Origin of the sequence: Paenibacillus aurantius (assembly GCF_032268605.1) — a bacterium.
In the GTDB taxonomy this organism is placed as follows: domain Bacteria; phylum Bacillota; class Bacilli; order Paenibacillales; family NBRC-103111; genus Paenibacillus_AO; species Paenibacillus_AO aurantius.
In genome coordinates this window covers 2,637,855-2,658,899 of record NZ_CP130318.1, presented here as the reverse complement: position 1 = coordinate 2,658,899, position 21,045 = coordinate 2,637,855, and the positions used below count along the sequence as shown (strand labels likewise).

The 21,045-nt window shown below is 57.3% G+C and carries 21 protein-coding genes; 3 read left to right on the top strand and 18 right to left on the bottom strand.

Going from position 1 to position 21,045, the window contains the following annotated elements:
• Positions 1-101: 101 nt before the first annotated feature.
• The 11 genes from smc to MJA45_RS11940 form a co-directional block, all read right to left on the bottom strand.
• Positions 102-3,677, bottom strand: a complete 3,576-nt coding sequence (gene smc, locus MJA45_RS11990; RefSeq protein WP_315607484.1) for a chromosome segregation protein SMC — start codon at positions 3,675-3,677, stop codon at positions 102-104.
• A 126-nt stretch (positions 3,678-3,803) separates the two neighbouring features.
• On the bottom strand, positions 3,804-4,502 hold the full coding sequence (rnc, locus tag MJA45_RS11985; RefSeq protein WP_315607483.1) for a ribonuclease III: 699 nt from the start codon (positions 4,500-4,502) through the stop codon (positions 3,804-3,806).
• A gap of 4 nt (positions 4,503-4,506) precedes the next feature.
• Entirely contained in the window at positions 4,507-5,751 is a 1,245-nt protein-coding gene (fabF, locus tag MJA45_RS11980) for a beta-ketoacyl-ACP synthase II (RefSeq protein WP_315607482.1), read from the bottom strand.
• A gap of 90 nt (positions 5,752-5,841) precedes the next feature.
• Complete coding sequence (gene acpP, locus MJA45_RS11975) at positions 5,842-6,075, bottom strand: acyl carrier protein (RefSeq protein WP_315607481.1); 234 nt, start codon at positions 6,073-6,075, stop codon at positions 5,842-5,844.
• 125 nt (positions 6,076-6,200) lie between these two features.
• Positions 6,201-6,941: a 3-oxoacyl-[acyl-carrier-protein] reductase gene (gene fabG, locus MJA45_RS11970; RefSeq protein ID WP_315607480.1), complete on the bottom strand. Its 741-nt coding sequence runs from the start codon at positions 6,939-6,941 to the stop codon at positions 6,201-6,203.
• A 37-nt stretch (positions 6,942-6,978) separates the two neighbouring features.
• Positions 6,979-7,905, bottom strand: a complete 927-nt coding sequence (fabD, locus tag MJA45_RS11965) for an ACP S-malonyltransferase (RefSeq protein WP_315607479.1) — start codon at positions 7,903-7,905, stop codon at positions 6,979-6,981.
• A gap of 36 nt (positions 7,906-7,941) precedes the next feature.
• Complete coding sequence (locus MJA45_RS11960) at positions 7,942-8,928, bottom strand: beta-ketoacyl-ACP synthase III (RefSeq protein ID WP_315607478.1); 987 nt, start codon at positions 8,926-8,928, stop codon at positions 7,942-7,944.
• A gap of 10 nt (positions 8,929-8,938) precedes the next feature.
• The gene (plsX, locus tag MJA45_RS11955; RefSeq protein ID WP_315607477.1) at positions 8,939-9,928 is read right to left on the bottom strand and encodes a phosphate acyltransferase PlsX; all 990 of its coding nucleotides are present in this window, start codon (positions 9,926-9,928) and stop codon (positions 8,939-8,941) included.
• A complete protein-coding gene (gene fapR / locus MJA45_RS11950) occupies positions 9,912-10,517 on the bottom strand; it encodes a transcription factor FapR (protein ID WP_315607476.1) in 606 nt (201 codons plus the stop codon). The genes plsX and fapR overlap by 17 nt, the downstream gene beginning before the upstream one ends.
• A gap of 137 nt (positions 10,518-10,654) precedes the next feature.
• Positions 10,655-10,828 (bottom strand): 50S ribosomal protein L32, encoded by a 174-nt coding sequence (gene rpmF, locus MJA45_RS11945; RefSeq protein ID WP_315607475.1) that lies wholly within the window; start codon positions 10,826-10,828, stop codon positions 10,655-10,657.
• Between the two features lie 28 nt (positions 10,829-10,856).
• On the bottom strand, positions 10,857-11,381 hold the full coding sequence (locus MJA45_RS11940; protein WP_315607474.1) for a YceD family protein: 525 nt from the start codon (positions 11,379-11,381) through the stop codon (positions 10,857-10,859).
• Positions 11,382-11,523: 142 nt separating this feature from the next.
• Here MJA45_RS11940 and MJA45_RS11935 point away from each other — a divergent pair, with 142 nt between their 5' ends.
• Positions 11,524-12,750 (top strand): nucleotidyltransferase, encoded by a 1,227-nt coding sequence (locus tag MJA45_RS11935; RefSeq protein WP_315607473.1) that lies wholly within the window; start codon positions 11,524-11,526, stop codon positions 12,748-12,750.
• Positions 12,751-12,835: 85 nt separating this feature from the next.
• Here MJA45_RS11935 and MJA45_RS11930 read toward each other — a convergent pair whose 3' ends face one another.
• Positions 12,836-13,993: a SepM family pheromone-processing serine protease gene (locus MJA45_RS11930; protein WP_315607472.1), complete on the bottom strand. Its 1,158-nt coding sequence runs from the start codon at positions 13,991-13,993 to the stop codon at positions 12,836-12,838.
• Positions 13,994-14,132: 139 nt separating this feature from the next.
• On the opposite strand from MJA45_RS11930, the gene MJA45_RS11925 reads away from it, so the two are divergent.
• Entirely contained in the window at positions 14,133-15,380 is a 1,248-nt protein-coding gene (locus MJA45_RS11925; RefSeq protein ID WP_315607471.1) for a nucleoside recognition domain-containing protein, read from the top strand.
• Here MJA45_RS11925 and coaD read toward each other — a convergent pair.
• From coaD to MJA45_RS11905, 4 genes are all read right to left on the bottom strand, one after another.
• Entirely contained in the window at positions 15,361-15,864 is a 504-nt protein-coding gene (coaD, locus tag MJA45_RS11920; protein WP_315607470.1) for a pantetheine-phosphate adenylyltransferase, read from the bottom strand. The genes MJA45_RS11925 and coaD overlap by 20 nt on opposite strands.
• On the bottom strand, positions 15,845-16,447 hold the full coding sequence (rsmD, locus tag MJA45_RS11915; RefSeq protein ID WP_315607469.1) for a 16S rRNA (guanine(966)-N(2))-methyltransferase RsmD: 603 nt from the start codon (positions 16,445-16,447) through the stop codon (positions 15,845-15,847). The genes coaD and rsmD overlap by 20 nt, the downstream gene beginning before the upstream one ends.
• Positions 16,448-16,790: 343 nt before the next feature.
• Positions 16,791-17,975 carry a NupC/NupG family nucleoside CNT transporter gene (locus tag MJA45_RS11910; RefSeq protein ID WP_315607468.1) on the bottom strand — a complete coding sequence of 395 codons (1,185 nt, stop codon included), beginning with the start codon at positions 17,973-17,975 and terminating at the stop codon, positions 16,791-16,793.
• 161 nt (positions 17,976-18,136) lie between these two features.
• Positions 18,137-18,442: a hypothetical protein gene (locus MJA45_RS11905; protein ID WP_315607467.1), complete on the bottom strand. Its 306-nt coding sequence runs from the start codon at positions 18,440-18,442 to the stop codon at positions 18,137-18,139.
• Between the two features lie 327 nt (positions 18,443-18,769).
• On the opposite strand from MJA45_RS11905, the gene MJA45_RS11900 reads away from it, so the two are divergent.
• Positions 18,770-19,951: an MGDG synthase family glycosyltransferase gene (locus MJA45_RS11900; protein WP_315607466.1), complete on the top strand. Its 1,182-nt coding sequence runs from the start codon at positions 18,770-18,772 to the stop codon at positions 19,949-19,951.
• 48 nt (positions 19,952-19,999) lie between these two features.
• On the opposite strand, the gene MJA45_RS11895 is transcribed toward MJA45_RS11900, so the two are convergent.
• Positions 20,000-20,335, bottom strand: a complete 336-nt coding sequence (locus tag MJA45_RS11895; protein WP_315607465.1) for a YolD-like family protein — start codon at positions 20,333-20,335, stop codon at positions 20,000-20,002.
• A gap of 218 nt (positions 20,336-20,553) precedes the next feature.
• Positions 20,554-20,841, bottom strand: a complete 288-nt coding sequence (locus MJA45_RS11890) for a stage VI sporulation protein F (RefSeq protein ID WP_315607464.1) — start codon at positions 20,839-20,841, stop codon at positions 20,554-20,556.
• Positions 20,842-21,045 lie beyond the last annotated feature (204 nt).

Sequence of the window (21,045 nt, the reverse complement as noted above, 5' to 3'; positions counted from 1 at the left end):
TCGGGTTTATTCAACTTACCAAGCGGTAAAAACCCGATAAGCCCGTAAACTCTCCGGCCCACTTTCAAATTCTCCGACTCTTTCCCGGCAAACGTAATGTATTAAGCCGAGACAATCGCCTCTTCTTCCTCGAGGCGGACGGAGACAAGCTTGGACACGCCGCCCTCCTCCATGGTGACGCCGTACAGAACGTCGGCTTCCTCCATCGTCCCCTTGCGGTGCGTGACGACGATGAACTGCGTGACGTGCGAGAACTCGCGCAGGTATTCGGCAAAGCGGGAGACGTTCGCCTCATCCAGCGCGGCTTCGACCTCGTCGAGCACGCAGAAGGGCACCGGCTTGACGCGCAGAATCGAGAAGAGCAGCGCGATCGCCGTCAGCGCCCGCTCGCCGCCCGAGAGCAGCTGCAGGTTCTGCAGCTTCTTGCCGGGCGGCTGAGCAACGATCTCGATGCCGGTATCCAGCGGGCTGTCGGGATCGGACAGGATGAGGTCGGCCCGGCCGCCGCCGAACAGCTTGGCGAAGACCACGACGAAGTGCGTGCGGATCTGCTCGAACGTCGTGTGGAACCGCTTGGACATCTCTTCGTCCATCTCGCGGATGACGTGATACAACGTCGTTTTGGCCTCGATCAGATCGGCCTTCTGGCCGCTCAGGAAGTCATACCGCTCGCTTACACGGCTGTACTCCTCAATCGCACCCAAGTTCACGTCGCCGAGGGAGGAGATTTCCCGTCGGATCTCTTTGACGCGGAGCTGAGTGCCCGCCACATCCTCGGGAACCGGGTAGCGGTGTTTGGCGAGCTCGAAGCTCAGCTCGTACTCCTCGGACAGCTTCTTGAGCAGGTTGTCGAGCTCCACATCAAGCCGGTTAACCCGAACCTCCGTCTGGTGAAGCTCTTCCTCCACCTCTTTCAGCTCGTTGCGCTGCTCGCGGGTTTTGCTTTCCTCTTCCTCGAGCTTGCGCAGCCACTCCGTCCGTTCGGCACGCTTGAACTCCGTCTGCGACGTATAATCCTGCTTCTTGATCTTGAGGTCGTTCAGCCTCTCCGTATGAAGCACGCTCTCCTGCTCATTCAGCTCGGTGTCCTGGTTGAGCTGCTTCAGTAGGCGGCGGTTCTGCTCGAGCTCCGTCTGCCAGACGGCATAATCCGCCTGAAAACGGCGGTATTGATCGCCAAGCGACTGGCGCTCCTGCGAAGCGGCCGCCGTCTTGACCCGCAGCTCGGTGAGCTGGGTCTGCAGCTCTTCCTTCTGGGATTCGCTTGCCTTGCGGGCAAGCTCCGCCGCGCGGATCGCCTGCTGCAGCTTCTCTTCCTTCGCCTGCAGCTTCGCAAGAGATTCAGCCGCCGCCTCCTTGCGGGCGGTCAACTCGCGGATTTCGTCCTTCAACGCATCCCGGTCCTGCAGATGCACGGCCAGATGATCTTCCGTGTTCCTTGCTTCGTTTTCCAGCGGATTAAGCTCCGCCGCATACTGCTGCTCCTCGATGCGCTTAGCTTCGCCCTCCTGGCGCAGCTGCTCGATCCGCTCGGCATGGGATGCCAGCTCCTGCTTAAGCTGAAGGCTCTTCTGGCGCAGCTGCTCAAGCTGCCTCCTCGTCTGGGTGATCTCGTTGTCCATCTCGTCGATCTGCCGCTGGCGGCTGAGCAGGCTGGTCGCTTTGCGATGCTGACTTCCTCCGGTCATGGATCCCCCCGGATTGACCACGTCTCCCTCCAAGGTGACCACGCGGTACCGGTACTGGCACTTCGCCGCGATGTGGTTCGCATCCTCCAGCGTCTTGGCAATGATGACATGACTGAGAAGCGACGAAACAATTTGCCGGTATTTCTCGTCGAATTGAACCAAATCCACCCCAACGCCGACGAATCCGTCGGCCTGCCGGGCCGAACGCAGCTCCATCTCGTTGACGGAGCGGCCGCGGATAACATCAAGCGGAAGGAAGGTAGCCCGTCCGAGCTGGCGTTTCTTCAGGAAGGCAATGGCCGCACGGCCGTCGGATTCGTTGTCCACGACAACGTTCTGCAGCGCCGCTCCGAGCGCGGTCTCGACAGCCGTTTCCACCTCGCCCGGAACCCTCACCAGCTCGGCGACCGCGCCGTGAATTCCGCGCAGTCCGTCCGGCCGGTTCTTCGCCTTCAGCACTTCCTTGACTCCCTGCAGGAAGCCGTCATAGTCGTTCGCCATTTCCTTCATGGTGTCCCGTCTGGAGACAAGGGAATCGAGGCGCTGCTCCCATTTGCGGAGGGCGGCCATCGCTTCCTCTCCCAGGCTCTGCTTCGTCCGGGTCTCCTGCAGGAGGGCCGAGTACTCCTCGCGGATGCGGGTGGTGGCTTGAGCCGCCGCCTCCCGTTTCTCCTTAAGCTCCGCCCGCCGGCGGACGAGCCGGTCCTTCTGCTCGGCCCACTTGGCCTTCTCTTCCTCGAGCCGCTCGCTTCTTCGGAGAAGCGTCTCGATCTGCTGCTCGGTATAGCGGATCTCATTGCGGGCCTGGGCCGTCTCGTTCAGCGTCTCGAGGAGTTCCCCTTTGTACCGCTCCTCCGTCTCGCTGCTGATTCCCCCTACCACGCCAAGCAGACTTTCCTCCTCCGCCTTCAAAGCCCCCTGGTAGTCCTCCAGACGCTTCGTCAGCTCAGCCATCTTCTTCTGGTATTCCTCCAGCTCGGCCTGCTGGCCTTGAAGACGCTTGTCCTGCGAGGAAATGGTCTGCTCCAGCTGAACCCGGTTCGCCGCCAGGTTCTTACGTCTTTCCTTCAGCACTTCCCCGTGTCCTTCGCATTTCTCGAAGTCTTCGCTCACCTGCAGCAGCAGCCGCTGGAGCCGTTCCAGCTCCTCATCGAGACGCCGGGTTTCCCAGCGGTGCTTCTCCAGATGGGCGTCATGCTGGTTGACCACCGCCCCGAGCTCCATTTGCTTGCTCCTTAGCTGAGACAGGCGGGAATTCGTTTCGGTCCAGCTCGCGTGAATCTGCTCGATCTGGTACACATACATGGAAATTTCGCTGTTCTTAAGTTTTTCCTTCAGTTCCTTGAACCGAATGGCCTTCTCCGACTGGTCGCGAAGAGGACCGATCTGGTCCTCCAGCTCCGAGACCAGATCATGGATGCGCAGCAGGTTCTGCTCGGTTTCATTCAGCCGCTTCTCGGCTTCTTTCTTGCGCGATTTATATTTGACGATCCCCGAGGCTTCCTCGAAAATTCCCCGTCGATCTTCCGATTTTGTACTGAGAATTTCTTCAATCCGGCCCTGCCCGATGATGGAATAGGCTTCTTTCCCAATGCCCGTATCCATGAACAGCTCGGTGATGTCCTTCAGGCGGCAGGCCTGCTTGTTGATAAAATATTCACTGTCCCCCGACCGGTGAACCCGGCGGGTAACCGTCACCTCGCTGAAATCCAGAGGCAGGGCGTGATCGCCGTTCTCGAGCGTGAGCGAGACTTCCCCGTAGTTAACGGCCCTTCTCGCATCGCTACCGGCAAAAATAACATCCTCCATCTTGCCGCCGCGCAGGCTTCGGGCGCTCTGTTCGCCGAGCACCCAGCGGATTCCGTCGGAAATGTTGCTTTTGCCGCTTCCGTTCGGTCCGACGACGGCTGTTATGCCCTGGACGAATTCCAGCTCCGTTTTGTCGGCAAAGGATTTAAACCCTGCCAGCTCAATCCTTTTTAAAAACATGGACTCACCTCAACCATATTGTAACATAACGCCCATCCGCTCAAAAGGGAAGGACCCTTGCCAATCAAAGAAAAGAGAGCAGAAAGTCCGCCCGAATTCAGGCGGTCTGCCCTCTTGCTCAACAGCCTATTTGGCCTTCACCTGGAGCTTGGCAAGCGCCCGTTCCGCTGCCTGCTGCTCCGCTTCTTTCTTGCTGCGTCCGCTGCCCCTGCCGAGGAGGCCGTCTTCCATCCAGACCTCGGAAACGAATTCCTTCTCGTGGGCGGGTCCGCGCTCCTCGACAATGCGGTATTCGAGCGTGCCCAGGCCATGCTGCTGGGTATGCTCCTGAAGACGGGTTTTGTAATCGACGATTTGGGGCTTGCCGTCTGTCGATATCTTCGGAAACAGGATCTTCTGGAGGAACGCTTTAACCGCCTCGAGCCCCTGGTCCAGATAGAGGGCCCCGATGAACGATTCGAACACATCGGCAAGCAGCGCCGGCCGCGTTCGTCCCCCCGTCAGCTCTTCCCCTTTGCCCAGAAGGACAAAGCGCCCAAACTCCAGCTCTTCGGCAAAGATCACGAGCGAAGGCTCACATACGATGGAAGCCCTAAGCTTGGTGAGTTCTCCTTCGGACCGGCCGGGATGCAAGTCGTACAGATACTCGGAAACGGTCAATTCCAGAACGGCGTCGCCCAGAAACTCCAGGCGCTCGTTATCCTTGTTGCCGGAGATTCGATTCTCATTCACATAGGAAGAATGGGTGAAGGCCTGCCTCAAAAGCGACGGGTCTTTGAAGCGGATACCGAGCTGCGCCTGAAGCTGCTTCAAGTCGCGGTTCATCGGATTACGCCTCGAACCTTTTCAGGATGATCGTCGCGTTGTGGCCGCCGAATCCGAAGGAATTGGACATGGCCACCTCCACGTCCGCTTGGCGCGGTTTGTGCGGGACGTAGTCCAGGTCGCATTCCGGATCCGGGTTATCCAGGTTGATCGTCGGAGGAATAATCCCATTCACGATCGTCAATCCGCAGATAACGGCCTCCACGCCTCCAGCGGCTCCAAGCAGATGGCCGGTCATCGATTTCGTCGAGCTGACCGGTACCTTGTACGCCTGCTCGCCGAATACGGACTTAACCGCATCCGTTTCGCCTTTGTCGCCGACCCCCGTCGAAGTTCCGTGGGCGTTGATGTAATCGACGTCCTCCGGCTGAAGTCCGGCATCCTTCATCGCCTTCTTCATACAGCGGGCCGCACCTTCCCCACCCGGTGACGGATCGGTCATGTGATGGGCATCCGCGCTCATTCCATAGCCCACGACCTCGGCATAGATTCTCGCTCCCCGCTTCTGTGCGTGCTCAAGCGATTCCAGCACGAGAATTCCTGCGCCTTCGCCCATGACGAATCCATCGCGGTCCACGTCGAACGGGCGGCTCGCTTTCTCGGGCTCGTCGTTGCGGGTGGACATCGCCCTTAGGGCACAGAACCCGGCCATCCCGGTCGGGCTGATGGTCGCTTCCGCACCGCCGCAAATCATGACATCCGCATCCCCGTGCTGAATGAGCCGGAAGGAATCGCCGATGGAATGAGTTCCGGTGGCGCAAGCCGTCACCGATGTGCTGTTCGGTCCCTTAGCGCCCGTATTCATCGAAACCTGCCCGGATGCCATGTTCGCGATCATCATCGGAATGAAGAAAGGGCTTACGCGTTTCGGTCCTTTCTCGAGGAGAATTTTGTGCTGCTCCTCCCAGGTTCTCAATCCGCCGATGCCCGACCCGATATAGACGCCGACGCGTTCCGGATCCGTATCTTCCTTAACGTTCAGACCGGCGTCTTGGAGCGCCTTCTCGCTTGCCACAACGGCAAATTGAACGAAACGGTCCATGCGGCGGGCTTCCCTTTTGTCCATGTAGTCTTCCGGGTTGAAATCTTTGATCTCCGCCGCGATGCGCGTAGGGTATTCGCTTACGTCGAAGCTTTCCACGAGAGAAACACCGGACTTGCCTTCCATAAGGCTTGCCCAGAACGTCTCCAGGTCTTTCCCCAGAGAGGTCATGACTCCCATTCCTGTTATCACGACACGTTGTACCATTGAATTCACCTCTATATCCGAGACCGTATAGCGTCCGATTATTCTATCTTAATGAGGAGAAGTCCCGTCGTAACCAACGGGACTCTGTTCTTACGTATGAGATTGTATGTAATTTACTACTTCTCCCACAGTCGTAATTTTCTCTGCATCTTCGTCGGAGATCTCCATATCAAACTCATCTTCAAGTTCCATAACCAATTCCACTACATCCAAGGAATCGGCCCCCAAATCATCTTTAAACGATGCTTCGAGGGTAACTTCAGACTCTTCCACCCCGAGGCGATCGATGACAATTCGCTTAACACGATCCAAAACATCGGACATCCGGTTCACCTCCTCTTTGGTATTATACGAGAATTGATTCATAATTTCCATAGCCAACCGGGACAGGCTCCAAAAAGCTTTCCAAACCGCAGGATATAGGGCTTTTGGGACTCCTAAACGGACCGTTACATGTACATGCCGCCGTCTATATGAACCGTCTGTCCGGTCATGTAAGAGGCGTCGTCGGATGCCAGAAACCTGACGGCCTTGGCAATATCCTCCGGCTGTCCGAGGCGGGCCAGCGGGATCATGCCGATCATGGCCGCTTTGGCTTCCTCCGTCATCTTGTCGGTCATGTCGGTGACGATAAAGCCGGGAGCCACCGCATTGACGGTAATGCCCCTGGAGGCAAGCTCTTTCGCCGCGGACTTGGTCAGGCCGATAACGCCCGCCTTGGCCGCCACGTAGTTGGCTTGTCCGGGGTTGCCGAGTGCCCCCACCACGGAGGAGATGTTGATGATCCGCCCGTACCGCTGCTTCATCATCGGACGCGTAACGGCCTTCAGGCAGTTAAACACGCCCTTCAGGTTCGTGGCGATGACGTCATCGAATTCCTCTTCCTTCATGCGCATGATTAAATTATCCCGCGTAATCCCGGCGTTATTCACCAAAATGTCAAGACGGCCAAACGCTTCCAGCGTCTGCTTGACCATCTCGTCCACCTGGCCGGAATCGGCTACGTTGGCTTGAATCTTGAATGCCCGGCGGCCCATCGCCTCAATTTCCCGGACGACCGCCTCCGCTGCGCTCTCGCTGCCGGCGTAGTTGACGGCAACGTCCGCTCCGGCTTCCGCCAAGCCTAGCGCGATGGCGCGGCCGATGCCCCTTGAGGCGCCGGTGACCAGCGCGGTTTTTCCTGTAAGCATGTATTCCGCCTCCTTCTCCACATGATTACGCTTCTCGTTACAGCGATAAGCTCTCGACCGCTTCGCGGCTGTTGACCGATAGGACCTTAACACTCTTATCGATTTTCTTAATTAGGCCGGCCAGAACGGTTCCCGAACCGATCTCCACAAAGGTATCGACTCCTTGAGCGATAAGCCACTTGACGCTGTCCTCCCAAAGGACGGGAGAGTAGACCTGCTCCGTAAGGAGCCGGCGAATCTGCTCAGGATCCTCCACCGGCTCCGCCGTCACGTTAGCGACAACCGGAACGGCAGCCTGTTTCACTTCGATCCCCGCCAGAACTTCCGCCAGCTTGCCCGCCGCCGGCTTCATGAGAGAGGAATGGAACGGGCCGCTTACTTCAAGCGGAATCACCCGTTTCGCTCCGATTTCCTTCCCTCGCTCCGCAACGGCCTGGACCCCTTCCCGGCTGCCCGAGATGACGATTTGGCCCGGGCAGTTGACATTGGCGAGCTCCACTGTGCCTGTTTCCGCACTTACCCTGGCGCAGAAGTCCGCCAACGCCTCCCGCTCCGCGCCGAGAACGGCCGCCATGGCCCCCTGTCCGCCCGGAACCGCCTGCTCCATGAACTCTCCGCGGGAACGGACCGTCCGGACGGCATCCTCGAAGGTCAAAGCGCCGGCCGCCACCAAAGCGCTGTATTCGCCCAAGCTGTGACCAGCGGTGTAAGACGGCTCGATCCCTTTGTCCTTCAGTGCCTCCAGAATAGCCACGCTTGTCGTGAGCAGAGCCGGCTGGGTGTTATAGGTCTGCTTCAGCTCCTCGTCCGGCCCGTTAAAAATAAGCTCCGAAAGCGGGAAGCCGAGCGCTGCGTCCGCCCGTTCAAAGATTTCTTTAGCCCCGGGATGACTGTCGTAAACGTCCTTCCCCATCCCGACGGCCTGGGCTCCCTGGCCCGGAAAAACAAATGCCACTTTTCCCATGTGTTCTTGCCGTCTCCCTTCTTTCGTGCGTTTTCCTTACCAGATGAGAACCGACGCGCCCCAGGTGAGGCCGCCGCCGAAGCCGACCAGCACCAGGCAGTCGCCTTCCTTCACGCGCCCTTCCTCTACGGCTTCTGCCAGAGCGATCGGGATGGACGCCGCCGAAACGTTCCCGTATTTGTTCAGATTGATCATGCACTTCTCCTCCGGAAGATCCAGCCGGTTAAGCGATGCTTGGATAATCCGGATGTTGGCTTGATGCGGGACCAGCAGGTCGATGTCCGACTTGTCCCGGCCCGCTTTCCGCAGGGCCTCCTCGGCCGCATTGCCCATAATCCTCACCGCGAACTTGAATACCTCACTGCCCGCCATCTGGATAAAATGCTGCTTGCCCTCCAAGCTATCCGGCGAAGCCGGGCAGCGGGAGCCGCCTCCGCTGATCTTAAGCAGGTCGGCACCCGTGCCGTCTGCCCCGAGCTCGAAGGACTGGAAGCCGCGTCCTTCCTCCACCGGGCCGATGACGACGGCGCCAGCGCCGTCGCCGAACAGGATGCACGTATTCCGGTCCGTATAATCGGTAATTTTCGATAAGCATTCCGCTCCTACCACCAAGGCGTATTTATAGGTACCCGTGGCAATGAAGTTGGCGGCATTCGCGAGACCGTAGATGAAGCCCGAGCAGGCGGCGGACAAATCAAAGGCCGCCGCCTTCTTCGCCCCGAGCTTCGCTTGAAGGTGACACGCCGTGGAAGGAAACGCCATATCCGGCGTCACCGTCGCCACCACGATCAGGTCGATCTCCTCCGGCTTGACGCCCGCCCGCTCAAGCGCAATCACCGAAGCGTGATAAGCCAGATCGGACGAGGCCTCCTCGGCGGACGCCAGCCTTCTCTCGCTTATTCCCGTCCGGGTCCGGATCCATTCGTCATTGGTTTCCACCATCTGCTCGAGATCGAAATTGGTCAGAACGCGCTCCGGCACGTATTTGCCCGAGCCCAGAATTCCCACAGGTGTTAGTTTCATTCCCCACAACTCACTTTCCACTGCTGATTTCACTTGATATGGCTTCCACCAGACGACCGGCGAGCGCCGTTCTCGCCTGACGCACCGCATTCTTGATGGCATTGGCGTCCGAGGAGCCGTGGCTCTTCAGCACCAGGCCGTCGATTCCAAGCAGAGGGGCGCCGCCGTGCTCGGTGTAATCCAGCTTCTTCTTGAAGCTGCGGAGCCCGGGGGCCAGGACGGCCGCCGCCAGCTTGGTCGTCAGGCTTCGGGTGAACTCCTGCTTCAACACCCCGAATATTGCTTCCGCCGTCCCCTCGAGAGACTTCAGAAGAATATTGCCGACAAAGCCGTCGCACACGAGCACGTCGCATTCCGCCTGCAGCACATCGCGGGCTTCCACGTTACCCACAAAGTGGATCGGAGCTTCCGCGAGCAAGGGAAAAGCCGCTTTGGTCAGCTCATTTCCCTTCTTCTCCTCCGTGCCTACATTCAGCAGGCCTACCCGAGGCTTCCCGATCCCGTGCACCTTGTTTCGGTACAGGCTGCCCATGATGGCGTACTGGAGCAGGTTCTCGGGTGAAGCGTCCATGTTGGCTCCCAGATCAAGCGCCAGCACTCCGCTGCCGTCGAGCGTCGGGATCATCGGCGCCAGGGCCGGCCGGTCGATGCCGCGGATCCGCCCGACCACCAGCAGACCGGTGGCCATAAGGGCGCCGGTGTTCCCGGCCGAGATCATGGCGTCCGCCGCTTTCTCCCGGACGAGACGGCCCGCCACCACCATGGAAGCGTCTTTCTTGCGGCGCACCGCCTTAACCGGTTCGTCCTCCGCATCAATGACTTCCGCTGCATGATGAAGGCTTACATGGGCCGGCTTGTCCCGGAGAAGCGGCTCCAGGGTGGCGGAATCGCCCACCAGAATGAGCTCGGTATCCTGCCACTCCTTTGCGGCCAGGAGCGCTCCCTCCACTACCGCTTGAGGAGCCCGGTCCCCGCCCATAGCATCAATCGCTATCCGCATGACTGTCTCCGCCTCCTTCTCCCCGGTTCTTGGAGTGATAAATAATAAAGTTTCCTTGGAAAACGAGTTCGTCGTTAACGTACGTAAAAACTTCTACCTTAGCCTTGCCCTTCGAGACCGACCGCACATAGGCTTTGGCCACGCATTTCTCCTGCAGGCGGATCGACCGGATAAACCGGATATCCGCCGAGGCGGTCAGAGCGATTTCATCATTGATGACAGCCACGGCGAGCGAATTCGCCTGGGAGAAAATATGGTGCCCCCGCGCAATTTTGGTTCGGGAGAAGACATGCTCCTCGCGTATTTCAAAAAGCGAGATTCCGCTTTTGTTAAGCTGAAGGTCGATGACGTCCCCGATAACCTCATGCAGAGGAAGGGAACGGACTTGATCGTAGCTTTGTTCCGCCATAAGCTTAAGCCTCTCGCGCAGCTCCGGAATTCCGAGTTCCATCCGGTCGAGGCGGACGGTTTGAATGCTTACGGTAAACCGTTTGGTCAACTCTTCGTCGGTGACGAAAGGATTCTCTTCAATCACCTTCGCCAGCTGCTGCTGGCGCTGCCTCTTAGGTAGACGTTCGATAACGGGCACCGCCTTTTGCTATCATAATAGGCTCGGATAATGCTATGACCTGGTACTAAACTGAGTATATAGAATTCCTTCTCAAAAGAAAAGGCAAAAAAAATAGCACTTCACCAAAGATGAAGTACTACATAGGGAAACTGCTACTATTGCTTGATGATCTCTCTTCCTTTGTACGTTCCGCAAACTTTGCAGATGCGGTGAGCCAATTTCAATTCTCCGCACTGCTCGCATTTAACCATGCCCGGAACTTCCAATTTAAAGTGAGTACGGCGCTTATCGCGACGAGTTTTGGACGTTCTTCTCTGAGGTACTGCCATATTCCCACCTCCTTAAGCGAATTCAGGATTACTCTTTATTCTGGTTGAAGAAATCGGCCAGCCCGGCAAGCCGGGGATCCACCTTCTCCTGGCTGCAGCCGCACGGATCGGTATTCCGGTTCTGTCCGCAAGTCGGGCACAGCCCCTTGCAAGCTTCGGAGCAAAGCGGAATGTAAGGCAAGGCCATCCAGACGTTCTCTTCCACATAGGGCCGGAGATCGAGACGATCTTCCTTTACCAGATGGACCTCTTCTTCGGATTCCTCGTTGTCCTGCGGGATCAGCTCGGTTCTCTGCGTAAATCTTTCCCGGAAAGGAATGGTTAACACTTCGTCAATTTCCGTCAGGCACCGGGAGCAAAGCATCGTTACAGGCAGGGTCAATGTTCCCGCCACTTCTATTATTCCGTCCTTGGAGGCTGCCTCCAAGTCGGCTTCGAGAGTGCCGAATTTGGACAAGTCCTGTCTTTCCTTAAGAAAATCGGAGAGGTCAAGCTTATCCTTCCATTGGACCGTATGATCTTTGGTGTTCCATTCTTTTAAATTGAGCAGCATGTAACGATCACCCCAAACAAACAAAGATTATTATAGCTTTAAAGATTTAGTCTTGTCAACCTTTTCTCTTTACACCCCCCGCATGCACCGCGGGCCAATGTTTGTTATGATATAGGAAAAGGCCGTGTACGGGAGGGTGGATGTGAAGACCGTCGGAATCATTGTCGAATACAACCCGCTTCATTACGGGCATGTGTATCACTTCGAGCAGGCCAAAAGCGCCTCCGGAGCCGATGCCGTCATCGCCGTGATGAGCGGGCATTTTCTGCAAAGGGGCGAGCCCGCTCTCGTCAACAAATGGGCGCGCGCCGAAATGGCGCTGCGGATGGGAGTGGACGTGGTGATCGAGCTGCCCGCCGCCTTCGCCTCCCAGCCGGCCGAATGGTTCGCTTACGGTGCCGTGTCCGCTCTGGATGCCTCAGGCGTGACGGACAGCCTGTGCTTCGGCAGCGAAAGCGGAGAGATCGGCTGGCTGGAGCGGCTCGCGGAGGTGATGCACCGGGAGCCGGAAGGCTTCGGCGAGCTTCTGCGTCAAGAGCTGTCCCGGGGCGCCGCCTATCCGGCGGCCTACAGTTCCGCCGTTAGCACCCTGACCGGACAGCCGGCCGAAGGCTTGGCCCAGCCGAACAACACGCTCGGGCTGCATTACCTCATAGCCTTGAAGCGGCTGAAAAGCTCCATTCGTCCCCTGACCATTACCCGCCGGAAGGCAGGGTACCACCAGCAGGAGGTGACGGACAGCCGGATCGCCAGCGCCACCGCCATCCGGAAGCTTCTCTTCGAAGAGAAGGACCTGCGCGCCGCCGCCCGCCTGCTTCCGGACTACACCTATGCCATTCTCGAGAGAGAATGGGCAGCGGGACGAGCCCCCATGAGCTGGGAACGCTTCGCCGGTCCGCTGTTCCATACGCTGCTCAGCCGCACAGCCGCTGATCTCGCTTCCATAAGCGAAATGACCGAAGGGCTCGAGCACCGCATCAAGCGTGTTCTCCCCCTTCTCGATTACAGCCGGCCCGACCAGGTGGGCCAGCTCCTTGCCGCTCTCAAAACCAAGCGCTATACGCAAACCAAGCTGCAGAGAACTTTACTCCGCATCCTGCTTCATCATTCAAAGTATGACCTTAACCGGGAAGCTTTAGCGCTGGGAGTTCCTTACCTGCGCATCCTTGGCTTTACCACCCGAGGAAGAGAATTGCTGAAACGCATGAAGCGGGTGGCCCGAGTTCCTATTATATCAAAAGTGACCGAAGAAAGCGCGGATTTCCTTCAGCAGGACATCCGCGCCACTTCGGTGTACAGCTTGGGCTATCCGACCCGGAACGCCCGTGACTTGTTCAGGGATTATTACGAGCCTCCCCTTCGTTTGTAGTGACTTGATCCAACGCCGACGAAGGTACCGGAATATGGACCTCGCGTTACTCCACACCGATACAACAAAGGCTAAGCCGTCCGGCTTAGCCTTTGCTGCCTTTTGGCGGCAGATTTTTCAAATAATCCAGCGCCTCTTCCATTGTTCCTACGGATACGACCTTCATCTTCGTCCCGATTTTCTCCGCCTGCCGTTTGGCGTCCGTTGTGTTAAGCACCGGCTGGAACGTCTGCCCCGCCGCCGGATACAGATCCTTCGGAGCGAAGAAAATCTCGGCTCCCTCCCGGTCCGCCGCCACCACCTTGTGCTGAATTCCGCCGATGACTCCGACATGACCCAGCTCATCGATCTCTCCCGTTCCCGCTACCCGGTAGCCTTTCGTGATATCCTCGGGCACCAGCTGGTTGTAGATTTCAAGCGAGAACATGAGCCCGGCGGAAGGGCCTCCGATCTCTCCCGCTTGAATGGTCACCTGCTTGCCTTCGTCATCGGCCTGAACGGATTGCACCTGCGAGAACGTAAAGCCGATTCCTACGCGGGGAGGCTCGGAGGACTGTCCCGCCGCGGGAGAAGCCGCGGGTAGAATGGCGAGAGAGACGGTTTCCTGCTTCACTTGGTCTCCCCGGCGGAAAGTCACCTTAACCGTGTCGCCCGCCTTTTTGGTTTTGAGATAATTCACCAGCTTCTCGCCATCGGTAAGAGAAAGTCCGTCAATCTCCAACAGGTAATCGCCGACCTGCAGCACTTTCTCCGCCGGCATTCCCTTGACCACATGAAGCACCATCACGCCTTCGTCCTTGATGTGATAAGGAATCCCGAGCTTGTTATAGGCGGCCTGGATGGCGCTGCTCTGGGAAGAGATCATTTTGTACACTTGGCGCTGGGTATATTCCTGATCCGTTTCATCCGCCTGCTTTACCGAGGTCTTCGGCCGGATCTCTTCCTTAAATAGCTTAGCCCAGAAGTAGGAGAACACGTTGGAATCCATCACCCCTACGGTAGTAAGCAGGAAGGCCCCCTGCTCGGGAGAATCGCCCTGGGTGACCTTAACCATGGGATGGATCTCTTCGGCCGAACCCGGCTTGAAGATATAATAAGGCAGCGGAATGATAAAAAGAATGTAGGACAGCAGGAACACGATTACCAGTCCTGCTAAAAACCTCCTAAGCGACCATCCTCTTTTCAGAGAACGCTCAGGAGCAAGATAAGAACCGGGCTCCCCCGGCTTGTACTCTTCGTCCATTAGGCTTCCTTTCCTTTCGTCTTGTCGGTCCCAGTGCCTTATCCGAACAATACTCACGGATAAGGCACTACAGGGGCTTGGTCTATTCCCGCTCTCCGGGGCGTAAACATGTAGCAATCCACGAAAGGAAGGTGCAGGCATGTCCCCCTCGCCCATCGGAACGCAAAGCAAAGCCGTCACGCTTGCCTTGGGAGTTCTGGCGATCCTACTGGTCGTCTTTATCATTATATACCCGGATGATGCCTTTCAGTCTTCCTTGGGAGGGCTTAAGCTTTGGTGGAATTATGTGTTCCCCGCTCTGCTGCCTTTCCTCGTCGTGACCCAGCTCATGACCGGCCTTGGCGTCGTTCAAGCGGTTGGCGTCCTGCTGGACCCGTTCATGCGCCTCTTCTTCCGCATTCCGGGAATCGGAGGCTGGGCACTCGCGGCCGGCCTCACGGCAGGCTACCCGGCCGGTGCCGAGCTGACGGCGTCTCTTAGGAAGGAGGGCCGCCTTAGCGTGGCGGAAGCGGAACGCCTGCTTGCCATCTCCCATCTCTGCAGCCCGGTGGTCCTTATCACCGTCATCGGCATTGGCTTTCTTCACAGCGCCAAAGCCGGTCTGGTGCTCGCGGGGATCCATTACCTCTCGGCCATTCTTATGGGCATCTGGTTTCGGCTTACCGCACCGAAGGAGCCTGCCGGAGAGGCGGCCAAGGCTCGCAAGCCGCTTAGGAGCAGCGATCGGCAGGGGCTCCTGACACGAAGCCTGGCTGCTTTAAGAGAGGCCCGCAGCCGGGATGGCCGGGCCTTCGGCAAAATGCTCGGCGATGCCGTCTCCTCCGCCAATCAAACCCTTATGATCGTGGGAGGGTTTATGATCCTGTTTGCCGTTCTTACCCGGATGGCCCTGCTCCTGCTGCCCGCCCCTCTTAAAGGGCTCTCCCTCTTCGTGCCGGGGCTTCTGGAGCCTCATCTGGGGGCGTATGCCATCACCCAATCGGCCCTCCCCCTGCCTCTGCTGCTCGGCTTGCTGGGAGCTGCAGCCGCGTGGAGCGGCCTTTCCCTTCACGCTCAGGTCAGAAGCTTCAGCCTCCCGGCGGGCATCCGTTACGGCTCTTTCCTCTACGCCCGAACGGTGCACGCCGTCTTGGCTTTCGGGCTTACCCTGGCGCTGTGGAAGCCGCTGGCCGGATGGCTGGCCGATCCGAAAGCCGCCTTCCTCCCCTTTTCCGGAGGGGAATGGAGCACCGCCTCGGGAGAGCCCGTCTCGGGCTGGGCCCTGTTGCTTAAAGGAGGCGGACCGCTTGTTTGGTTTACCGGTCTTATAGCCTTACTGGGTGGCGCCTCCCTTGTCATTTTCCTTACACGCGGCCTGGCTAGAGTCTTTAACGCCCGGCGTATTTGACCCGGAGCGCCTTTTCCACCGCAGGGGGAACCAGATCCTCGATAGGCCCGTGAAACATGGCCAGCTGCTTCACGATGCTAGAGCTCAGGTAGGAATACTGGCTGCTCGACATCATGAAGAACGTTTCGATTTTATCGCTGAGCTTGCGGTTCATCGAAGCCATCTGAAGCTCATACTCAAAATCCGAAACGGCCCGCAGCCCTTTGACGATAATATGGGCTTTTTTCTGGGTCATGTAGTTGATCAGCAGATCGTCAAATCCGTCGACCTCGACGTTAGGAATGTCCTTCGTCACTTCCTGCAGAAGCTGCATCCGCTCTTCCACGGTGAACAGCGGCTTCTTGCTTGCGTTGTTCAGCACCGCCACGATGACCCGGTCAAACGCTTCGGCCGCCCGGGAGATAATATCCAAATGCCCGTAGGTCACCGGATCAAAGCTTCCGGGGCACACCGCCACCGTAGCTTCATGCTTGATCTTCTTCATCCTGCGTCAGCTCCTCGTTGTCTCCGTCCTCTTCGTTATACCGGTATACCGTTATAGCGGTCTCTCCGTAAACGGAATGCTTCACCGTATGAAACGAACCGGCCTCCTCGGGGTACGTATGGGACGAATCATGCTCGATCATAACCGTCGCCCCGTCGTTCAGCAGGCGCTGTTCTTTCATAAGGAGCATAAGTGCGTCCATGTCTTTCATCCGGTAAGGCGGATCCAGAAAAACCAGATCGAACCGCACCTCCCGTTTGGCAAGCGCCTTCAGCGCCCGCACCGCCTCATTGCGGTAAACCTCGGCTTTCCCTTCCACCTTGGCCGTCTTCAGGTTCTCGCGGATCACCTCGATGCTCTTGCTATCTTTGTCAACGAAGACCGCTTGTTCCATCCCCCTGCTTAACGCTTCAATGCCCAAGCCGCCCGTCCCGGCGAACAGGTCCAAAGCCCGTCCCCCGTCAAAGTAAGGGCCGATCATGCTGAAAACGGCCTCCTTAACCTTGTCCGTCGTAGGACGCGTCCCTGTGCCGGGCACGGCTTTAAGCGGCCTTCCTTTGGCCGTTCCCGATATGACTCTCATGCTTCCATCACCTGCTTTAGGATTACCATCGTTGCTATAGTACCACATTCTTAACCGCCGTCAAAAAAATTTGGACAGGCATGTATAATTTACCGCCGGCCTGTCCATTCTATAAGTATCGGCATGAAAGTGCCGTAGACAACCGCGGAGAAGACTTACGTTTCCCCATAAGCCTTCGTCCGGTTTCTCCTCTCCCATGAGGGCGTCGTGCAAACGGCGCCCAAACCTTTTCTCCTGCAGCCTAGGGCTTGCAGGTTTTTTTTGCTGTGCGGGCTTGCCCCATTAAAAAAGCCCCCTGGAAAACAGGGAGCATTTGCCGGTCGTGTCGGGGGCAGGCTGCAGGCTAGATAAAGAGTCCCGCTATCGTCCCCGAAAGGACGGAGGCGACGGTGGAGCCGAGCAGAAGCCGGAGCCCGAAGCGGGCTACCTGATCCCCCTGTTTCTCATTAAGGGCTTTTACCGAGCCGGTAATGATGCCAACGGAGCTGAAATTCGCGAAGCTGACGAGGAAGACGGAGACAATCGCCACCGTTTTGGCGGAGAGTCCTCCTGCCATGTCCTTGAAGGAGAGCATCGCCACGAATTCGTTCGAGATCAGCTTGGTGGCCATCACGGACCCCGCCTGAACCGCCTCTCCCCACGGAACCCCCATCAGGAAAGCCACGGGGGCAAAAATATACCCGAGCACCGCCTGGAAAGAGATCTGAAAGACCAGCTCGAACAAGTAGTTGATCATGGCGATTAAAGCGATGTACCCGATCAGCATGGCTCCGACGATGATCGCCACCTTGAAGCCGTCCATGATGCTGTCGCTGATCATCTGGAAGAAAGAGTCGTGCTTCTCTCCTTCCCCGATCCCATACAAATCTTCCCCTTCCGCCAGCTCGTACGGATTGATGAGATTGGCCACGATCAGCGCGGAGAGGATGTTCAACACAATGGCAACCACCACATATTTCGGAGGAAGCATAGTCATGTAGGCCCCTACGATGGCCATGCTTACGGCACTCATGGCGGAAGTACAAAGGGTATAGAGCCGCCTTCTGGAGACGAGACCGAGCTGCTGCTTCGTGGTCAGAAAGACTTCGGACTGCCCCAAGAAAGCCGAGGAAACGGCTATGTAGTTCTCCAGCTTGCCCATGCCGTTCAGCTTGCTGAGCCCGAGTCCCACGTATTTGATGATCCAGGGCAAAATCCGGAAGAAATTCAGAATTCCGATCAGAATGGAGATAAAAACGATCGGAAGCAGAACATCGAGAAAGAAGGTCGAGGCTCCGGGGTTTTCCAGTCCTCCGAACACAAAATCCACTCCGGCGATTCCGAAATCAACCAGCTTGCCGAACATCCGGGAAACGAGACTGATGAGCCAGATCCCTACCTGGGTATTGAGGAGAAGAAAGGCCAGGATCAGCTGGGCGGCCAGCATAGCCAGAACGGGACGCAGCCGGATGCCTTTGCGGTTATAGCTGAACAGCGAGCATACGATAAAGACCAGGGCGAGCCCCGTCAACAGATACAGAATCCTCATCGGTCAAACCTCCGTTATCGTCTTAAAGACCATAAGAAGATTTTTCCTCAGTCCTCCTCCGCCTATTCAAGCCATTCCCTGGAAGCCGCGAGGTTGTCCTCTTTTACGCCCAAGCCAAAGCCGCAGACGGGTAATCGCCGCGGCTTCGGTTGAGGGTCGGTTTATTCGTTGTGGGTTTCGACGATGACATGGTTCTTCAGGGCCACTTTCCTCAGGTAGCTTTCCGCAGCGGAAAAGGATGATTTGAGCTTATCGCTGCGAAGGACCAGCGGTTCCTCGCTCTGCTTCGTGTAGATTCGGATGCTTTCCACCGTTTTGGAGCCGAACCACTTCTTGACCTTCTCCCGGTTGAATTGGATTTTCTGGATGGACTCGTAGGCAATCGTCTGGGATGAGGCGGTTTTGCCGTTCTCCACCTGCACCTTCATTTCCTCGATATCCAAGTTCACGTCCAGAACCTGCGCCACTGTATCTCCCTCCCGGCATCTTGATTTTCCTATTGTATTTAGCCGGAAAGGGAAACAGAAGCGGTTGCTCCCGAAACTCTGCAAAAAAATTTCCGCCCCTCCCTCCCCGGCCTTCCCTTTCTTTGGGCCTTTTCCTTATCAGGCATAGCCCGGGACGGGCTGGGAAATGTTATTAAAGCCTGGTACTTGGTAAGCGGCTTGCTTCATCCCGATGCTCTTGGGTAAATAGCTGATAAGCAGGGAGACCGGTCTCCTTCCGTCAAAGGGAGGCCGATTTTCCGATCAAACCGAAAACAGTCCTTAGGGGGTACCTGAAGGAGGAACTCTATGAAAACAACGAAGAAAGCGCTGATTCTATATGCCAGCTACGGAGACGGACACCTTCAGGTGACGCGCGCCCTGACGGAAGCCCTTTCGGCGGAAGGGGTGGAGGTGGAGACGGCCGATCTTTTTGCGGAAGCCCATCCTTTTCTCAACGCGGCGGCCAAATGGTTCTACATCAAGAGCTACGCCTGGTTTCCCAGCCTGTACGGCTGGCTATACTCGAGTTCCAAGGAAATGAATCACGAGACACCGTTCTCCCGCGCTCTGCATTCCTTCGGGATTTCCCGGCTTCAGAAGATTCTACAGAATAGCCGTCCTGACTTTGTTATCAACACCTTCCCCATGCTCGCCATGCCCGTTCTCCGCACACGGGGGATCGTGATTCCTACCTATACGGTGATAACCGACTTCACCCTTCACAACCGGTGGATTCATCGGGATATCGACCGGTTCTACGTCGCTTCGGAAGAGCTGCGGCACGAATTGGTCGGCCGCGGACTGGAGACGGAGCAGGTCCGGGTCACCGGCATTCCGGTCAAAAAAGCGTTCCGCCAGCCGGCCTCGGTCGCCAGGCTGTGCCGCAAATACGGCCTGGACCCCCGCCGGCGTATCCTTCTCGTCATGGCCGGGTCCTACGGGGTCATGCGCGATCTGAAGGAGCTGTGCAGCGAAATTTCGGACGATTTCGCCATTCAGACCGTCATGGTATGCGGAAACAACCAGAAGCTCCAGGAAAGCATGGAGAGGGTCTTCCGGGACCATCCCCATGTGAAAGTGCTCGGGTTTGTCGAGGAGGTTCATGAGCTCATGGCCATCTCCTCCTGTCTCGTAACCAAGCCGGGCGGCATCACTCTCACCGAAGCCCTGTGCTGTCACCTGCCTACCCTGCTGTACCGGCCGGTACCGGGTCAGGAACGGGATAACGCCGAGTTCATGATGGCCAAAGGAGCGGCTCTCGTGGCGGACTATGCCGATCAACTGGTGCGTCAGCTCCGTTTCCTGCTTCACAACCCGTCCGCGCTCGATCGGATGCGCCGGGCCGCCGCCAAGCTGCGGAATCCCCGTTCGGCCGAAGATATCGTCTCGGACATGCTGCAGCATATCCAGGCTCCGGTTCAAGAGACCCTTTCGGCGGCCTCGGACCAGGCCGTCGAGAGCATGCCGCTATTTCATACCCATTCTTAACGGGCGGCGGCTTATGTATGGATTGGATACTGCGTCCCAAAGGAAAGCTTACTCCAGGACAATATCGAGAATATCACGGAGCGGGACTCGCCACTCCTCCTCCCCGGCTGTCACCCTTACCCTTCCCAGCAGGGGATCCACCCTCTCGATTCGCCCATGCAGGATGGAGGGGCTGATAGGATCATAAAGCGTGAGCTGCACCGCCTTCCCCCGGTTTACCGCTTCCGCCAGCAGGTCCGAGAGCTCCTGAATCCGCTGCTCGTCCAGAGCGGGCTTCGCTTTCTTCGGCAGATCCCCGCGGTGGCGGATGATCTGCTCCCTATGCTCGGGGAGCATCATGCGCGATGCCTCCCATATTCCATTTCCCTCCAGCTTTCTTCCCATGGAACCTCTCTCCTTTCATTTACTGTTCCCCTTTATCCTGTCCCTACAAACAAGTGTTCCTATTCGTACGCTTATTATACTACGAACATGCATTCCCCTTTCAAGAGGAAAGTGTTTGCTCCCGTTCCAGGTAACAGGAAAAAACCCGCTGAGCTTACAACCTCAACAGGTTAAAGAATCCCTCGCCCGACGGAAGGCGAAGTCCGATTTAGGCGGTCTTAGCGGAACATTCCCCACAGCTTAATGAGGTGAAAAGTGTTGGAAGGATCAATCTTCTGGGCGATCACGAACCGGATGATTCCGTCCGCCTGCTGGGCCGTCAGCTTTTCCCCCAAAGCAGCCGCGGTTTGGGAGAGCAGACGGCTGACCTTATTCGGATTTTGCAGGTCGGCCTTCGTCACTCCGTTCATCAGATTCTTAACCCGCTCCTTGTAGACGGGATTTTTAAGCTTAAGCTTGATTCGTTCCACGAGGTCGCGGTCGATTCCATAATTCAAGTAGCTCATTAGGCACCTCCCCAAACAGTCATTCTCTAGTCTATGAAGGGATCCGCCCAAATGTGACCCGAAACTCCTGCCGGGGACGGGAAAGAGGTCATCAAGCATACCGCTTGCAATCGGGAAAAGGCCGCGAGGAATTCCCCTGGTTTAATCCCAAGCCGCCCGCCTTGTGTTAAGTAACTGGAAGCTGGAACTGGGCTACAACATCAA

Coding starts and splice junctions, on each gene's coding strand:
- rnc (WP_315607483.1), bottom strand. CDS start 4,502: ATGAACCGCGACTTGAAGCAGCTTCAGGCGCAGCTCGGTATCCGCTTC.
- fabG (WP_315607480.1), bottom strand. CDS start 6,941: ATGCTTACAGGAAAAACCGCGCTGGTCACCGGCGCCTCAAGGGGCATC.
- coaD (WP_315607470.1), bottom strand. CDS start 15,864: ATGAAGAAGATCAAGCATGAAGCTACGGTGGCGGTGTGCCCCGGAAGC.
- fabF (WP_315607482.1), bottom strand. CDS start 5,751: ATGGTACAACGTGTCGTGATAACAGGAATGGGAGTCATGACCTCTCTG.
- MJA45_RS11900 (WP_315607466.1), top strand. CDS start 18,770: ATGAAAACAACGAAGAAAGCGCTGATTCTATATGCCAGCTACGGAGAC.
- MJA45_RS11960 (WP_315607478.1), bottom strand. CDS start 8,928: ATGAAACTAACACCTGTGGGAATTCTGGGCTCGGGCAAATACGTGCCG.
- MJA45_RS11925 (WP_315607471.1), top strand. CDS start 14,133: ATGTCCCCCTCGCCCATCGGAACGCAAAGCAAAGCCGTCACGCTTGCC.
- MJA45_RS11895 (WP_315607465.1), bottom strand. CDS start 20,335: ATGGGAAGAAAGCTGGAGGGAAATGGAATATGGGAGGCATCGCGCATG.
- acpP (WP_315607481.1), bottom strand. CDS start 6,075: ATGTCCGATGTTTTGGATCGTGTTAAGCGAATTGTCATCGATCGCCTC.
- smc (WP_315607484.1), bottom strand. CDS start 3,677: ATGTTTTTAAAAAGGATTGAGCTGGCAGGGTTTAAATCCTTTGCCGAC.
- MJA45_RS11910 (WP_315607468.1), bottom strand. CDS start 17,975: ATGAGGATTCTGTATCTGTTGACGGGGCTCGCCCTGGTCTTTATCGTA.
- MJA45_RS11940 (WP_315607474.1), bottom strand. CDS start 11,381: ATGCTGCTCAATTTAAAAGAATGGAACACCAAAGATCATACGGTCCAA.
- fabD (WP_315607479.1), bottom strand. CDS start 7,905: ATGGGAAAAGTGGCATTTGTTTTTCCGGGCCAGGGAGCCCAGGCCGTC.
- rsmD (WP_315607469.1), bottom strand. CDS start 16,447: ATGAGAGTCATATCGGGAACGGCCAAAGGAAGGCCGCTTAAAGCCGTG.
- rpmF (WP_315607475.1), bottom strand. CDS start 10,828: ATGGCAGTACCTCAGAGAAGAACGTCCAAAACTCGTCGCGATAAGCGC.
- MJA45_RS11890 (WP_315607464.1), bottom strand. CDS start 20,841: ATGAGCTACTTGAATTATGGAATCGACCGCGACCTCGTGGAACGAATC.
- plsX (WP_315607477.1), bottom strand. CDS start 9,928: ATGCGGATAGCGATTGATGCTATGGGCGGGGACCGGGCTCCTCAAGCG.
- MJA45_RS11930 (WP_315607472.1), bottom strand. CDS start 13,993: ATGGACGAAGAGTACAAGCCGGGGGAGCCCGGTTCTTATCTTGCTCCT.